Source organism: Actinomadura sp. WMMB 499 (assembly GCF_008824145.1).
Classification (GTDB): domain Bacteria; phylum Actinomycetota; class Actinomycetes; order Streptosporangiales; family Streptosporangiaceae; genus Spirillospora.
In genome coordinates, this window is the sequence record NZ_CP044407.1 from 585,271 (window position 1) to 599,907 (window position 14,637).

The window sequence follows — 14,637 nt, forward strand, 5'->3', positions numbered from 1 at the left end:
ACCCCCTGGAGACACCCATGGCCCCTGGCGAGACGACGAGCACCGCCCACCCGACGCCCTGCGACGTCGGCGGCTTCTACGACCGGTCCGGACAGCACCTGACCCGCTTCTTCGGCGGCGCCATGCACTACGGCTACTGGACCGGCCCCGACGACGACAGCACGCTGGAGGAGGCGTCCGAACGCTTCACCGACCTGATGGCCGCGAAACTGGACGCGGCCGGCGGGCGGATCCTGGACCTCGGCTGCGGTACCGGCGAGCCCGCCGTCCGGCTGGCCCGCACCACCGGCGCCGAGGTGGTCGGCATCTCGATCAGCGCGCAGGACGTGCGCGCCGCCACCGAGCGCGCCGAGGCGGCCGGACTGGCGGACCGGGTCCGGTTCGAGGTCGCCGACGCGATGGCGGCGCCGTACCCGGACGCCTCCTTCGACGCGGTCCTGGCCCTGGAATCCATGGGCCACATGCCCGACCGCGCCACGGTCCTCGCCGAGATCGCGCGGATGCTGCGGCCGGGCGGGCGGCTGGCCTTCTGCGAGGCGTTCCGCAAGGCGACCCTGTCCCCCGAGGCCGAGCGGGCGGCGCGGGCGGTGTTCGACGCCTGGATGGGCGGTTCGCCTCTCATCCCGATCGAGGATTACCCCCCGCTGGTCCGCGGGGCGGGTCTGGAACTCGACGAGGTCACCGACGTCAGCGTCAACATCCAGAAGACGCAGGCGCACCTGATGGAGCGGATGCGCACCGGCCTGGAGCAGGACCCGGACTTCCCGCCGGACCTCGCCCGCATCATGGACGCGCAACGCGCGGTGCTGCCGTTCCGGGACGAGATCGTCGCCCAGGGCGGCTACGGCGGCTACCTCGTCGTGACCGCGCATCTGCCCGGGCAGAGCCGACCCCCGTCCCCGCCCCGCCGGCGCCCGGCGCCGGCCGGCCCGGAGGAGCCGTCGTGAACACCGATCCGCAGACCCTGACGATGGCGCCGCCCCGCCTGTCGGACGGGGGTGGCGAACTGTTCGGCTGGGGCCGCCGGATGCGCGCCGAACGTCCGGTGGCCCGCGACGCCGACGGCATCTGGCACGTCCTGCGCTACGCCGACGTGCAGCGCGTCGTCTCCGACCACGCCTCCTTCTCCAGCGACCCGACCGCGGTGCTGCCGGGAACGGCGCGTTTCCGGGGCAGCATGCTCTGGATGGACCCGCCAGAGCACCAGAAGGTGCGACGCGTGATCAGCAGGATCTTCACGCCGAAGGCGGTCGCCGAGCTGGAGCCGCGCGTGCGGCGCACCGCGGCCGACCTGCTGGACGTCGCCGCGGGCCGCACCGAACTGGACCTGGTGCGGGACCTGGCGCTGCCGCTGCCCATCACCGTCATCGCCGAGATCCTCGGCATCCCCGTCTCTGACCGCGCGCGCTTCGAGACCTGGGCCGCGCGGATGGTGGACGCCCTCGTCCTGGACCCGGTCACCGATCCCGACGCGATGAAGCAGGTCGGCGCCGGGTCGGGCGAGGTCAACGTCTACCTGCTGGAGCACTGCCGGCGCAGGCGCGACGAACCCGCCGGGGACCTGCTGAGCCGCCTGGTGACCGCCGACGTGGACGGGCACCGCCTGACCGACCGCGAGGCGATGAACTTCGGCCGCGTGCTGCTGGAGGCCGCCCTCATCACCACCACCATGATGATCACCAACACGGTGGAGTGCCTCGACCGGCACCCCGGCCTCGCGGCCGAGGTGCGCGCCGACCGCACGCTGATCCCCGCCGTGTTCGACGAGACGCTGCGGTACCGTCCGCCCATCCTGATGATCCCGCGCTACACCCGGGGCGCCGTCGAGATCGGCGGGGTGACCGTCCCGCCGCGTTCACTGGTCAAGGCGTGGCTGGCGGTGGCCAACCGCGACGAACGGCAGTTCGCCGACCCCGACGCCTTCGACCCGCGCCGCCGCCCCAACCCGCACATCGCCTTCGGCAAGGGTGTCCACTACTGCCTCGGCGCGCAGCTCGCCCGCCTGGAGGGCGAGATCGCGCTGAACCTGCTGCTGGACCGGTACGCCGACATCGGGATCACGCCGGGTGCCGCGCTGGAATACCACCCGCGGAACTTCTTCGGGGTCAAGCGCCTGCCGCTGACCGTCACACCGGTCTGACGGCCCGGTCGCGGGGGGCGGTGAGGCGGCGCCGGGTCCGGAACGCGGCCAGCAGCCCGCCGAGCAGCGCGGCCTGCGCGCCACCGCCGCCCCTCAGCTCCAGCAGCGACCGCGCCGTCCACAGGCTCGACTCGGCCAGATGGCCCGGCGAGGCGTGCACGTCGTCCAGTTCGAGCACCTTCAGGTCCGACAGATGCGCGCGCAGCAGCGCGACGTCCGCGCGCGGGACGATCTCGTCGCGGAGGCTGGCGACGTACCGGACGGGCACCCGGACGCGGACCAGGTCCGCCGGTCCGAGCGCGTAGCGGGGCAGCACGTCGTCCAGGTCCCGGCGGGCCGTGCCGGTGAGGTGCGCGAGCGTGTCCATCGTCACCCTCGGGACCGCGCGGCGCCATGCCGCGTCGGTGAAGAACGGGCCGACAGGGGCGCCGGTGGTCACGACGCCCCGCAGCCGGGGGTCCGCGGCGGCGCCGCGCAGGGCGAGGTGGCCGCCGAAGCTGAGCGCCAGCGCGTAGGTGCGGCCGGTGTCGGCGCGGGCGCCGACCGCGTCGATCACCCGCGACAGCATCGTGTGCGCGTGCGGCGTGTACGGGACGCCGTTCTCCCCGACGCCGGGCATCTCGGTCACCACGCACGCCATGCCGAGCCGGGCCGCCTGCCGCAGGGTCGGCGCCCACTGCTCCTTGACGCTGACGATGCCGCCCATGACGATCAGCAGCGGCTGCGGATCTTCCGACGACAGCCCGGCGGCGTAGCAGCCGAACCGTCCGTCCGCGTCCGCCGCGTCGAGGCGTTCGACACCGGGCTGCCCGCCCCGCCACACCTCGAACATCTCCACACACCTGCGGTGGGCGTGCTCCCGGGCGGGGCCGTCCACGAACGGGAAGCGGGCCATGGCGTAGTGGCGGCCCGCGTCGAGCGGGTGACCGCGGCGCTCCAGCTCCTCGGCGGCCTCGCACCAGACGCGCGTCCACGAATCCGGCGCCCCGTCCTTGTCGCTGCGGACCCTCCGCAGGATCTCCGCGCAGCGCCGGGGCGTGATCCGCTGGGTGCGGGCGTGCACCGCCGCGAAGGTCTTCAGTTCCTCAACGTCGTTCATCGGTGGCGCCCTCCACGGCCGGGACCGGCACGGGCGCCGCGAAGCCCTCCAGCCCGTCCTTGATGTCGGCGAGCAGGTCGGCGGCTTCGGCGCCGTCGATCACACGGTGGTCGAAGGCCAGGCTGAGCCGCATGATCGGGGCGACGGCCACCGCGCCGTCCCGGACGACGGGACGGTCCAGGACGCGGCCGAGGCCCAGCGTGACGGTGGTGCCGCCGACCGAGTGGAAGCCGTCCACCGGGCGGTGGCCGAGCGAGGTGACCGCGAACGTGCCCAGCACCTCGGGCCGGCGGGCCAGCGGCCGGGACCCGAGCCGGTAGGCCAGCGTGCGCAGCGGCCACGGCAGCCGGTGCAGCACCCGGACGCCGGCGAACTCCGGCATCGTGTCCGGGTCGCCGTCGCGGAAGTGGTCGACGCGGCGCTGGATCTCCTCCAGCGAGGCGCGGTCGGTGTCGGCGACGACGGCGGCGAGCACGACGCGGCGGCCGTTCAGCGTCTTGTCCAGCGTGACCTTGCCGTGCGCCGCCGGGTAGCGCGCCACCGTGGGGCGGACGCGGCCGCGTACGGCGGCGTTGGCCTCGGGGTGGCGGGCCAGCGCCCGGCCCGCCGCGTGCAGCGCGTAGGAGACGACCGAGTAGCGTCCGCCGCCGGCGCGTCCGTCGGCGCGGTGGGCGAGCACGCGCCCCATGTCGACCTCGGTGTCGAGGAAGACGGGGGCGAACGGCCGCAGCTCCGCCAGGAAGTGCAGGGTGTGCCGCCGCTCCCGGGCCACGGGTCCGGTCCTCATGACGCGGTGACCAGCGCGTGGACGTTCTCCAGGCTGGCCGCCTCCAGGAGATCCGGCATGGACAGGCTGCGGCCGGTCTGCCGCTCCAGCGTGGTCACGAGCCACAGCAGGTGCATCGAGTCCCATCCGGGGATGTGGTCGAACGTCTGCCCGGCGCTCTCGACCGTCACCGGCAGGCCGAGTTCGTCGCGCACGAGTGCGACGAGGTCGTCGATCGTCACTGTTGGATCCCTTCGGGTGCGGCGAACCCGGCCGTGAGCCGGACATGTCCGGGCGGCGGGACGACGCGGCGCAGGTCGTGACGGAAGAGCAGGGCCCCGTCCGCGCCGCCGGCGTCGTCGGCGGGCCGGAAGCCCTGCCGCGGATAGAACTCCCGGGCGCCCGCGTTGCGGGGCGTCGGGCGGTAGTCGGCCAGGACCTCGCGCGCCCCGCTGTCGCGGGCGTGCAGCAGGACGGCGGCCATGCACGCCTGCTCGATGCCGCGGGCGAACACCCGGCAGCTCAGCAGGAAGTTGTCGATGTGCAGTACGCCGCCGCGGCGGCGCAGGAACACCGCCCCCACCAGCCCGTTGTCGCCGAAGCGGTCGGCGGCCCGGACGGTGAGCACGGGGGTGTCCGGGTCACCGGCCAGGGCGGCGACCTCCCCCGGTGACAGGCGCCGGGTGGTGAGGTTGAACTGGTTGGTGCGCAGCGTGAGCTGGGAGACGCGGGCGGCGTCGGCCGCCCCGGCGGGAGCGATGTCCACCCGGACGCCGAGCTCCCGCAGGTAGTCGTCCAGCGAGTCGAACCCGGCGGAGAAGTCGCGCCGGTCCAGCTCGGCGCGGTAGCGGGCGGGCCGGGCGGTGTCCTCCCGGGTCAGTTCGACGACGTCGAACCAGCCGTCGCGCAGCAGCCGCGCCGCGTGCCAGGCCGGTTCGCCGTCCACCGCGACGACGGCGACCTCCGGCAGCCGGTGGGCGACCAGGCCCCGCTCGTAGGGGCTGTCGTCGACGAACACCAGTCCGCCGACGCCGAGGCCGAGGTCGGCGGCCAGCTCGGCGAGGTTGTCGGGCTTGGGCCGCCAGTTCGCGACGACCCGGACGAAGTCGTCCTCGCGCAGCACCATGCCCGGATGGTCGCGCAGCGTACTGCGGACGAGGTCGGCGTCGTTCTTGCTGACGGCGGCGAGCAGGACGCCTTGGGAGCCGAGCTGCCGGACGACGCGCTGGAACCCCGCGAACGCCTCCCCTCGCGGGCCCTCCCCGACCTGGATGCCGTCCGGCCCGTCGTCGCCGAGCGTGCCGCCCCACAGTGTCCCGTCCAGGTCCAGGACCAGGCACTTGCCGGTGCGGCCGGCGAGGTGCCGCGCGAGGTGCCCGGCCTCCCGGGCGTAGCCGGTGAGGACCTCCGCCGGGAGGTGCGCCTTGGCGTAGACCGAGGGCCGGGGGTCCTCGGCCGCGCCGGCGGCGCCGACGAGGGGGTCGAGGTCCAGGACGACGACGCCGGGCTGCTCGGCCGCGAGCTCCAGCAGCGCGGTGTTGAACTCCCGCCAGACGACGCCGAGGCGGGCCCGCGCCCGGTGATCCACGAGCTGGGCCGTGTACCGGCGCTCCAGCGGGACGGTGTTCAGCACGAGGGTGCCCCGGCCCGCCGCGGCGAACGCGGCGGCCAGCCCGCGCAGCAGCGCGGCCTTCTGGCGGGCCGTCCGTTCGACGTCGTCCGGGGTCCAGGGCACCGGCACCTCGTCGAAGACGACGCCGCCGTCCAGGACGCACAGCGCCAGGTCGGGTTCGGCGGCGTACAGGCCGCTGGCGGGATCGAGCAACTCGCTCACGTAGGTGCCGAAGGGCGTCAGGTGCGACCGCAGCAGCATCCCGTGCCGGGCCAGTTCGGCGGTCAGGTCGGGCACCAGCCCGGCGACCGTGCCGTGCCCGGTGATCGCGACGGTGCATGCCGGGACGCCCGGGTGAGCGCGCGCGATCTCCTCGGGGTCGAGCCGGGCCAGCAGTCGCCCGGCCCTGGCCAGTTCGGCGCCGGTGACGCCGGACAGCAGCCCCGGGACCCGGGGATACTCGGCGGCGAGCCGGCCGGCGGCGGCCAGCTCGGCCAGCTCGGCCGGCCCGGCCGGCCCGGTCGCCGCCGGGCCCGGGCCGACGGGCTCCGCCGCCATGTCAGACCCTCTCCAGGGCCAGCCCGCCGCGGATCCACTTGCTCGCCTCGATGGCGACGGCCAGCGCCCGCTCGCCCGGCGCGATCCGCTCCAGCAGCCGTTCGAGCTGGAAGAACAGCAGGCCGTTGCCGTTGTTGCCGATCTCGCCGACGCAGCTCAGCTCCTGCGGTCCGGTGACGGCCATCCGCTCCACGATGCGGGCGGTCATCCGCCCGGAGAGCTGAGGCGGCAGCAGATAGGCCAGGTCGTCGGCCTTCCAGTTCACCTGGCCGAGCAGCTCGTGCATCGTCTCGGCCGCCATGTCCGGAACGGAATCCTCGATCGCCTTGTAGTCCTCGCTGGCGGCGGGCCCGTCGGCGCGGCGGCTCGCCCCGTACCAGGCCACGGTCTGGCCCGGCGGGCGGCCGAGGCCCGACAGCCGCAGCAGCAGCCGTCGCAGCAGGACGCCGCCGGGCTCGGCGCCCGCAGACAGCACCGCGGCGCCCATCCCGTCGCCGAACAGCACCAGGTTGACGAGCTGCGCGGGCAGCGCGCCGGAGATGTCGGCGGTGGGGTCCAGGTGCTTGTAGGAGACGTCCCCGCCGAGGACCAGCGCGGTCCGCGCCGTCCCGGCCAGCAGTGCCTGCTGCGCCACCATGAGCGCCTGTACCGCGCCGGTGCAGCCGGACTGGAGCTGGAAACTCGGCACACCGTCCACGCCGATCCGGTCGGCGATGACGTTCACGGTGGCGGGCATCAGCTCGTCCGGGGAGGCGGTGCCGAGCACGATCAGATCGACCTCGCCGGGCTCGACGCCGGCGGCGGCCAGCGCCTCCGCGCCCACCCGCGCGCCGAGGTCGGCGAGCGTACAGCGGACCTCGCCGGTCTCCAGGTCGACGGCGTAGTGCCGGTTGGCGGTGCCGACGAAGGTGTCCACCCAGCTCTGCCACGCCTCCCCCATGCCGAACCGCCGGGCCAGCGCCGCGTTGCCGACCGGGGGGCCGGGCAGCTCGGTCCGTACGGCGCGGACGCTGATGTCGGGAGCAGCCATGGATTTCCTCTCCGCGGTCGGGCGTCGTCGCGCAGGGCACGGTCGCGTGCCGGTGTCACCTGCCGGTTCAGGCTAGGAACGGGAGCTTGGCCGACGCTTACCCGCCCGGCCGCGACGTCTAGGGGCCGGACGGTCGGTTCTAGGGGTGGGCCGCGCCGCCGTCCGGCCGGATGATCGTGGCAGCGCCGGGAGCGGGGCACTCGCGCGCCCGCCCGCGCCTCTCTAGGAGCGGCCCATGACGCAGCCTCGGACCGTCGCAGACGCGCGCGCGGACGCGCGGGACACGGCCGGGGTGCCGGAGCCTCGCGCCGTACGCGGGCGGCGGAGCGGGTCGTCCGCCTTCACCGGCACGTTCGCCCTGACCGGTCTGGCCCTGCGCCACGACCGGGTGCGGCTGCCCGCCTGGACGGCGGGCACCGCCGTCGTGCTCTACCTGTGGGCCGCCTCGGTCGCCGCCTCCTACCCGACGCTGCAAGCACGGACCGGCCAGGCCCGGGTGTTCGCGCGCAGCGCCGCCGCCCGCGCGGTGGACGGCGCGGTGTCCGGCACGAGCCTCGGCTCCCTGGTGATGGCCGAGGTCCTCATCTCGTCGGCGGTGGCGGTCGGGCTGATCAGCACGTTCGCCGTCGTCCGGCACACGCGCGGGCACGAGGAGGCGGGCCGCGCCGATCTGGTCGGCGCGGGCGCCGTGGGACGGTGCGCGCCGACGGCGGCGGCGCTGCTCCGCGTCGCCGCCGGCAACGCCCTGCTGGTCCCGGCGGCGGCCGTCGCGCTGCTGGCCTGCGGGCTCCCCGCCGCCGGGTCGTTCGCCGCTGCGGCGGGCCTGGGCGCGGTGGGCCTGGCGTGCGCGGCGATGGCCGCGGTCGCCGCGCAGCTCACCGCCACGGCGCGCGGCGCGAACCTGCTGTCCGGGACGCTCGTCGCGGTCGCGTTCCTGGTGCGGGCCGTGGGCGACGTGACCGGCCGGGTGGGATCGGGCGGCGTGACGGTGGAGGGCTCCTGGCCCTCCTGGCTGTCGCCGGTCGGCTGGTGCCAGAAGATGTCCCCCTACGCGGGCGAACGCTGGTGGGTGCTGGGGCTGTTCGCGGTGTTCGGCGCGGCCGTGTCGGCGGCGGCGTTCCGGCTGGCGGCGCACCGCGAGGTCGGCGTGGGGCTGCTGCCCGCGCGCGAGGGCGCGGCCGGCGCGCCGCGCTCGCTGCGCGGCCCGATCGGGCTGGCCTGGCGCATCCAGCGCGTGCACCTGTTCGGATGGGCCCTCGCCATGGTGGCGCTGGGCGCCACGTTCGGCGGGATCGGCGCGAGGCCGACGAGATCGTGGGGTCCACCGACCAGCTCGCGGGGCTCGGCGACCGGCTGGGCGACGCCGAACCGGTCCGGGTCTGGTTCACCTTCCACATGGGGATCACCGCGGCGATTCTGACGGCACGGTTCAGCGTGCAGGCGCTGCAGAAGATGCGGGCCGAGGAGGCGGACGGGCGGGTCGGCCCGCTGCTGGCCACGGGGGTGAGCCGGACGCGGTGGCTGCTCTCGCACGTGCTGTGGACCGCCGTCGGCGCGGTCCTGCTGCTGGTGGTGGTCGCCGTGAGCGCGGCGGTGGCGTACGGCGCCGCGTCCGGTGACGCGACGGGGCAGTGGGGGATGATCCTGGGCGGCGCGCTGGTGCGCGTCCCGGCCGAGTTCGTCGTCGCCGGGGCGGCCGTCGCCGTGTTCGGGCTTGCCGGTGCCCGCGCCCGGGTGCCCATGTGGCTGATCTTCGCGGTGGCGGCGGTGCTCGCCCCCCTGGCGATGTTCACCGACCTGCCGCGGCCGCTGCTGGACGTCTCGCCGTTCACGCACGTGCGCGAGGCTCCCGCGGGCCCGGTGGGGATCGCGCCCGTGCTCGTGCTGCTGGCGGTGGCGGGCGTGTTGACGGCCGTCGGGCTGCTGGCCTTCCGGCGCCGTGACCTGACCGGCTGAACGAGGCCGAGCGGCCGGGGCCGGGGATCGGTCCCCGGCCCCGGCGCGCGGCTCAGGCGACGGGCTCGGCCGCGGGCTCGTCCTCGTCCCGCGGGGACTCCAGCGCGGCGCTCAGGTGCTCCGCGAGACGGGCCGTGGTGGGATGGTCGAAGACGACTGCGGGCCGGACGGTCGCGCCGATCGCCGCGCCGAGGCGGGTGGCCAGTTCCAGCGCCGCGAACGACGACATCCCCAGTTCGGTGACGTTGTCGTCGTCGCCGACGGCCTCCGGCTCGGCGTATCCGAGGATCTCCGCGACGGCGCCGCGGACCGCCGTCCGCAGCAGCCGCAGGCGCTCCGGCGGGGCGGCGGCGAGCAGCGCGGCGCGGCGTCCGGCGGCGGCGTCCGGCGGCTCGTCCGGTTCGGCGGCCGGCCCGGCACCGCGCAGCAGTGCGGACAGCACGCGCGGCGGGTCGTCCTCGGTGTCCTGCTCCCAGTCCACGTCGACGATCGCGACGGCGGGTTCACCCAGTGCGGCGGCCTCGGCCAGCAGTCCGACGGCCGGCAGCGGCGGCAGCGGCCGGGGATGCCGCGCGGGGACGGGCTCGGCCACCGCGTCCGGCTCGGCCCAGGGACCGAGCGTCGCGAACGTCATCGGCGATCCCTCGGCACGACGGGCGCGCGCGAAGGCGGCCAGGAACGCGGTGCCGGGGGTGCGCTCGGCGACCGGCGCCAGGGCCGGGGCCGCGCCGGGCAGCTCGGCGCACAGCAGCACGGCCGCGAGCCCCCGGTCGCGGGCGAGCCCGGCCAGCGCCCGCGCCTCGTCCCGCGCGGACGCGGCCTCGACGTCGGCGAACACGTGGGCGACGGCGCCGCCGGCGGGCAGGTCCGCGCCGTCCGGACACGCGGGGTCGAAGAGCAGGCTTCGTGCGGTGGCTCCCCCGGCGCCCAGCTCGGCCGCCAGCTCGTCGGCGGCGGGCAGGTCCGGCGCGGCGGCGACGGCGAGCAGCAGCTCCGCGCCTTCCGGGCCGCGGCCGGCCAGCCAGCGGGCGAGGTTGCGCCCGGCGCGGGTACCGGCCCCGCTCACCAGGACCGTGCCGTTCCCGGGCCGGGACGGGGGCCCGGCCAGCCGCCCGGCCGCGACCCTGACCAGGCGCCGGGCGAACGCGCCCGAGCCGCGCACGGCGATGTCGTCCTCGCCCGTGGCACCGGACAGCACGGACCGCAGCCGGGCCTCCTCGGCGGCCCCGGGGGACGGGGGCAGATCGACGAGCCGCGCGGCCGGGGTCAGCGCCCGGACGCGGGCCGCCTCCGGATCGGCGGGCGGGTCGGCCGGGATCGCGTGGACCGCCCCGGCGGTGACGATCCACGGCACCGTCCCGGGGCAGAGGTCCGCGAGAGCGGCGGTGAGCGCGGGCACGGCGGCCCCGGCCGGTCCGGACCCGAGGGCGAGCAGCGACACGACCGCCTCGGGCGGGGGACCGTCCCCGATCGCCTCGGCGAGCACCGCCCGTACCCGGCCGGGCGTCGCGGCGTCGGCCGGGATGCTCACGGGGGTCACGTCGGCGCCACCGGCGGCCAGCGCGCGCAGCACCGCCGGCACGGCCCCGCCGGTGTGTGCGGCGGGGAGGACCGCCAGCCAGGTGACGGACGGCCGTCCGGCGGAGGTGCCGGCGATCGGACGCCAGGCGGTCCGGTGCGCCCAGGTCCTGCGGCGGCGCCACGCCGACAGCGCCGGCAGCGCTCCGGCGAGCGCCTCGCGCTCCGGTGCGGAGACCTGGAGCCGGTCCGCCACGCCGTCCAGGTCACCGCGCTCGATCGCCTCCCAGAGGGCGTCGTCGGAGCCGGCCGGGCCCGCGGACGCGGCGGGGACGTGTTCGGGGGTCTCCTCGCCCGGCAGCCCGAGCCAGTAGCGGCGCCGCTGGAAGGCGTAGGTCGGCAGCGCGGCGGCGGGGACGTCCGGGGCGAGCCGTGACCAGTCGACGTCGTGCCCCTGGCCGTACAGGTGGGCGACGGCGCGGAGCACCGTCTCGGTCTCGGGCCGGTCCTCGCGCAGCGTGGTGACGAGCCGTGGCTCCGGTCCCGGGCCGGACGCGTCGAGGATCGCCGGGAGCAGCGGCGTCAGGGTGGGGTGGGGGCCGATTTCGAGGTAGGTGGTGGTGCCGGTGGTGTGGAGGGTGGTGATGGTGTGGGCGAAGTGGACGGTGTCGCGGATGTGGCGGGTCCAGTGGTGGGGGGTGGTGGGGTCGGTGGTGGTGTCGGTGCGGGAGGTGATGATGGGGAGGGTGGGTGTGCGGTAGTCCAGGTGGGCGATGGTGTGGTGGAACTGGTCCAGGATGGATTCCATGTGGGGGGAGTGGAACGCGTGACTCACCCGCAGCCGCTTGGTCTTGCGGCCCCAGATCTCCCAGAAGCCGGCGATCTGCGCGACGGCGTCCTCGTCACCGGAGACGACGACCGAGTCGGGGCCGTTCACGGCGGCCAGCGCCGCGCCGGGATGATCCGCGAGCTGCGGGAGGACCTGCTCGGCGCCGACCTGGATCGCGATCATCGCGCCGCCGGGTGGGAGGTTCTGCATCAGCGTGCCGCGCGCGGCGATCAACGTGCACGCGTCCGGCAGCGACAGCACCCCCGCCACATGCGCCGCCACCACCTCACCCACCGAATGCCCCGCCACCGCATCGGCACGCAACCCCAGCCACTCCAGCAACCGGAACAGCGCCACCTCCACCGCGAACAACCCCGCCTGAGCGAACACCGTCCGCCCCAGCTCCTCGGCACCCCCCTCGAACACCACCTCACCCAACGAACACCCCAACAACCCATCCAACTCACCGCACACCGCATCGAACGCCCCCGCGAACACCGGAAACGCCCGATACAACCCCCGCCCCATCCCCACCCGCTGCGAACCCTGACCCGAGAACAACACCGCCGTCCGGCCGCGGCCGCTCCCCGCTCTGCCCGCCACCACGTCAGGGTGCGGCTCGCCCGCCGCGAGAGCGCGCAGGCCGTCGGACAGGGCGGCGGCGTCGGCACCGAGGACGACGGCACGGTCCTCCAAGGCGGCGCGGGTGCCGGCCAGCGCGGCGGCGATACCGGCCGCGTCGGCGTCCGGCCGGGCGGTCACGTGCGCGCGCAGCCGCTCGGCCTGCGCGCGCAGGGCGCGTTCGCCGCGCGCCGAGACGGGCCAGGCGAGGACGGACCCGGCCCCGGAGGCCGGGGCCTCCCCCGCCGCCGGTGCGGCGGGCGGCGGGGCCTGCTCCAGGATGACGTGGGCGTTGGTGCCGCTGATTCCGAACGAGGAGACCCCGGCGCGGCGGGCGCGGCCGGTGTCCGGCCACGGCACCGTCTCGGTCAGCAGCTCCACGGCGCCCGACGTCCAGTCCACCTCCGGCGACGGCTCGTCCGCGTGCAGCGTCGGCGGCAGCACCCCCTCCTGGAGCGCCATCACCATCTTGATCACACCCGCCGCCCCGGCGGCGGCCTGGGTGTGCCCGATGTTGGACTTCACCGACCCCAGCCGCAACGGCAGCCCCTCGGGCCGGTCCTGCCCGTACGTCGCCAGCAGCGCCTGCGCCTCGATCGGATCGCCCAGCCGCGTCCCCGTGCCGTGCGCCTCGACCGCGTCCACGTCCCGCGGCGTGAGCCCGGCACTCGCCAGGGCCTGCCCGATCACACGCCGCTGCGAAGGCCCGTTCGGCGCGGTGAGACCGTTGCTGGCACCGTCCTGATTCACCGCCGAACCCCGCACCACCGCCAGCACCCGCCGACCGTTGCGCACCGCGTCCGACAACCGCTCCACCAGCACCAGCCCCACCCCCTCCCCCAACCCGTCCCGTCCGCCCCCGCACCGAACGCCTTGCACCGCCCGTCCACCGCCAACCCCCGCTGCCGGCTGAACTCGATGAAGACGCCGGGCGTGGCCAGGATCGTGACGCCGCCCGCCAGCGCCATCGAGCACTCCCCCGACCGCAGCGCCTGGCAGGCCAGGTGCAGCGCCACCAGCGACGACGAGCACGCCGTGTCCAGCGACACGGCGGGCCCCTCCAGCCCGAACGTGTACGCCACCCGACCGGACACGACGCTGCCCGCGTTGCCGTTGCCGAGGAACCCCTCCAGCTCGTCCGGTGCCTTGGGCAGGCGCGTGTGGTAGTCGTAGTACATGACCCCGGTGAACACCCCGGTCCGGGAGCCGCGCACCGACGCAGGGTCGATCCCGGCCCGCTCGAACGCCTCCCACGCCGTCTCCAGCAGCAGCCGCTGCTGCGGATCGGTCGCCACCGCCTCGCGCGGGCTCATCCCGAAGAAGCGCGGGTCGAAGTCCCCGGCGTCGTAGACGAAACCGCCCTCCCGCGCGTACACCTTGCCGGGCTTGGACGGGTCGGGATCATAGAGCTCGTCGACGCCCCAGCCGCGGTCGGCCGGGAACGGCGCGATCGCGTCGGTACCGCCCGCGACCAGCCGCCACAGCTCCTCCGGCGAGGTCGCACCTCCGGGATAGCGGCAGCTCATGCCGACGATGGCGATGGGTTCCTGCCGTCCGCTCTCCAGTTCCAGGACGCGCCCGCGCGCCCGCTGGAGCTCCTCGGTCACCCACTTGAGGTACTCGACGACCTTCCTGTCCTCCGCCACATTCCTCACCAGCCTTCAGAGACGTCGGAGCGCCGGTCAGGAGACCGCACGCAGTTCGGCCGGGGCGGAATGCGCGAGCAGCCAGTGGTCCGCCGACAGGATCGCCTGCTGGAGGTCGCGGAGCGCCCGGCAGGGCTCCAGCCCGAGTTCCCGCCGCAACGTGGCCCGCGCGCGCTGGTAGACCGCCAGCGCGTCCGCCTGCCGGTTCGACCGGTACAGCGCGAGCATGAGCTGCCCGTAGAAACCCTCGCGCAGCGGATGCGCCGCCGTCAGCTCCGACAGCGGCCGGACCTGTTCACGGTGCAACCCCATCATCAGCTCGCTCTCCACCAGCAGCTCGCGGCACCCCAGCCGGCTCTCCTCGGCCCAGGCGGCGTGAGCGCCGACGGCGGGTCCCCAGGACAGCCCCTCGAAGGCCGCGCCGCGCCACAGGGCCAGGCCGGCGCGGAGCGTGGCCGACGCCGCCGCGAACCGGCCCGCGCGGACGCGCTCGCGACCGTCCTCCAGCAGCCCCGTGAACTGGTCGAGGTCCAGCTCGTCCCCGTCGAGGTCCAGCAGGTAGCCGTGCGGGTGGGTGATCACGGGACCGTCCCGGCGGCCCGGCCGCTCCAGGAACCTGCGGATCTGGTGGATGTGGACGTGGATCGCCGCCTGGGCGCGGCGCGGTTCGTCGCCGCCCCACAGCTCCGTGATGATCCGATCGGGCGTGACGACCCGCCCGGCGTGCGCGACCAGCAGGGCCAGCAGCAGGTTGGTCTTCGGCGCGCTCAGCGCGGCGGGGCCGACGTCGTCGACCGTCCGCACCCTCCCCAGGACCTCGTAGCGCATCAGGTGCCACCGATCGGGTTCTGTGCCGTCACCA

The 14,637-nt window shown here is 75.6% G+C and carries 12 protein-coding genes; 4 read left to right on the forward strand and 8 right to left on the reverse strand.

The features are described from left to right. Positions 1–17 precede the first annotated feature (17 nt). Positions 18–947, forward strand: coding sequence for a cyclopropane-fatty-acyl-phospholipid synthase family protein (locus F7P10_RS02685; protein ID WP_151007925.1), 930 nt, complete (start codon positions 18–20; stop codon positions 945–947). Then, the gene (locus F7P10_RS02690) at positions 944–2,140 is read left to right on the forward strand and encodes a cytochrome P450 (RefSeq protein ID WP_151007926.1); all 1,197 of its coding nucleotides are present in this window, start codon (positions 944–946) and stop codon (positions 2,138–2,140) included. The genes F7P10_RS02685 and F7P10_RS02690 overlap by 4 nt, the downstream gene beginning before the upstream one ends. Here F7P10_RS02690 and F7P10_RS02695 read toward each other — a convergent pair. Genes F7P10_RS02695 through F7P10_RS02715 form a run of 5 tightly spaced genes read right to left on the reverse strand, consistent with a single transcriptional unit; the run spans position 2,127 to position 7,205 of the window. Beyond that, a complete protein-coding gene (locus F7P10_RS02695) occupies positions 2,127–3,239 on the reverse strand; it encodes an alpha/beta fold hydrolase (protein ID WP_151007927.1) in 1,113 nt (370 codons plus the stop codon). The two genes, F7P10_RS02690 and F7P10_RS02695, sit on opposite strands and share 14 nt — an antisense overlap. Continuing rightward, positions 3,226–4,026 (reverse strand): 2-oxo acid dehydrogenase subunit E2, encoded by an 801-nt coding sequence (locus tag F7P10_RS02700; RefSeq protein WP_151007928.1) that lies wholly within the window; start codon positions 4,024–4,026, stop codon positions 3,226–3,228. The genes F7P10_RS02695 and F7P10_RS02700 overlap by 14 nt, the downstream gene beginning before the upstream one ends. Beyond that, on the reverse strand, positions 4,023–4,247 hold the full coding sequence (locus F7P10_RS02705) for an acyl carrier protein (protein WP_151007929.1): 225 nt from the start codon (positions 4,245–4,247) through the stop codon (positions 4,023–4,025). The genes F7P10_RS02700 and F7P10_RS02705 overlap by 4 nt, the downstream gene beginning before the upstream one ends. Then, a complete protein-coding gene (locus F7P10_RS02710; RefSeq protein ID WP_151007930.1) occupies positions 4,244–6,175 on the reverse strand; it encodes an HAD family hydrolase in 1,932 nt (643 codons plus the stop codon). The genes F7P10_RS02705 and F7P10_RS02710 overlap by 4 nt, the downstream gene beginning before the upstream one ends. A gap of 1 nt (position 6,176) precedes the next feature. Continuing rightward, complete coding sequence (locus tag F7P10_RS02715; RefSeq protein ID WP_151007931.1) at positions 6,177–7,205, reverse strand: 3-oxoacyl-ACP synthase III family protein; 1,029 nt, start codon at positions 7,203–7,205, stop codon at positions 6,177–6,179. Between the two features lie 235 nt (positions 7,206–7,440). Between F7P10_RS02715 and F7P10_RS02720 the strand changes: the two genes are divergently transcribed. Both F7P10_RS02720 and F7P10_RS02725 read left to right on the forward strand, forming a co-directional pair. Next, the gene (locus F7P10_RS02720; RefSeq protein WP_151007932.1) at positions 7,441–8,625 is read left to right on the forward strand and encodes a hypothetical protein; all 1,185 of its coding nucleotides are present in this window, start codon (positions 7,441–7,443) and stop codon (positions 8,623–8,625) included. After that, a complete protein-coding gene (locus F7P10_RS02725) occupies positions 8,520–9,161 on the forward strand; it encodes a hypothetical protein (protein ID WP_151007933.1) in 642 nt (213 codons plus the stop codon). The genes F7P10_RS02720 and F7P10_RS02725 overlap by 106 nt, the downstream gene beginning before the upstream one ends. Positions 9,162–9,213: 52 nt before the next feature. On the opposite strand, the gene F7P10_RS43045 is transcribed toward F7P10_RS02725, so the two are convergent. Genes F7P10_RS43045 through F7P10_RS02740 form a run of 3 tightly spaced genes read right to left on the reverse strand, consistent with a single transcriptional unit; the run spans position 9,214 to position 14,603 of the window. Next, a complete protein-coding gene (locus F7P10_RS43045; protein WP_218040345.1) occupies positions 9,214–12,960 on the reverse strand; it encodes an acyltransferase domain-containing protein in 3,747 nt (1,248 codons plus the stop codon). Then, the gene (locus F7P10_RS43050) at positions 12,876–13,775 is read right to left on the reverse strand and encodes a beta-ketoacyl synthase N-terminal-like domain-containing protein (RefSeq protein ID WP_218040346.1); all 900 of its coding nucleotides are present in this window, start codon (positions 13,773–13,775) and stop codon (positions 12,876–12,878) included. Before F7P10_RS43050 ends, F7P10_RS43045 begins: the two co-directional genes overlap by 85 nt. A gap of 36 nt (positions 13,776–13,811) precedes the next feature. Then, the gene (locus F7P10_RS02740) at positions 13,812–14,603 is read right to left on the reverse strand and encodes an AfsR/SARP family transcriptional regulator (RefSeq protein ID WP_151007934.1); all 792 of its coding nucleotides are present in this window, start codon (positions 14,601–14,603) and stop codon (positions 13,812–13,814) included. Positions 14,604–14,637 lie beyond the last annotated feature (34 nt).

Excerpts from the sequence above, each read along its gene's own strand:
- F7P10_RS02685 (WP_151007925.1), top strand. The coding sequence starts at position 18 with ATGGCCCCTGGCGAGACGACGAGCACCGCCCACCCGACGCCCTGCGAC.
- F7P10_RS02710 (WP_151007930.1), bottom strand. The coding sequence starts at position 6,175 with ATGGCGGCGGAGCCCGTCGGCCCGGGCCCGGCGGCGACCGGGCCGGCC.
- F7P10_RS02715 (WP_151007931.1), bottom strand. The coding sequence starts at position 7,205 with ATGGCTGCTCCCGACATCAGCGTCCGCGCCGTACGGACCGAGCTGCCC.
- F7P10_RS02700 (WP_151007928.1), bottom strand. The coding sequence starts at position 4,026 with ATGAGGACCGGACCCGTGGCCCGGGAGCGGCGGCACACCCTGCACTTC.
- F7P10_RS02695 (WP_151007927.1), bottom strand. The coding sequence starts at position 3,239 with ATGAACGACGTTGAGGAACTGAAGACCTTCGCGGCGGTGCACGCCCGC.
- F7P10_RS02740 (WP_151007934.1), bottom strand. The coding sequence starts at position 14,603 with ATGCGCTACGAGGTCCTGGGGAGGGTGCGGACGGTCGACGACGTCGGC.
- F7P10_RS02720 (WP_151007932.1), top strand. The coding sequence starts at position 7,441 with ATGACGCAGCCTCGGACCGTCGCAGACGCGCGCGCGGACGCGCGGGAC.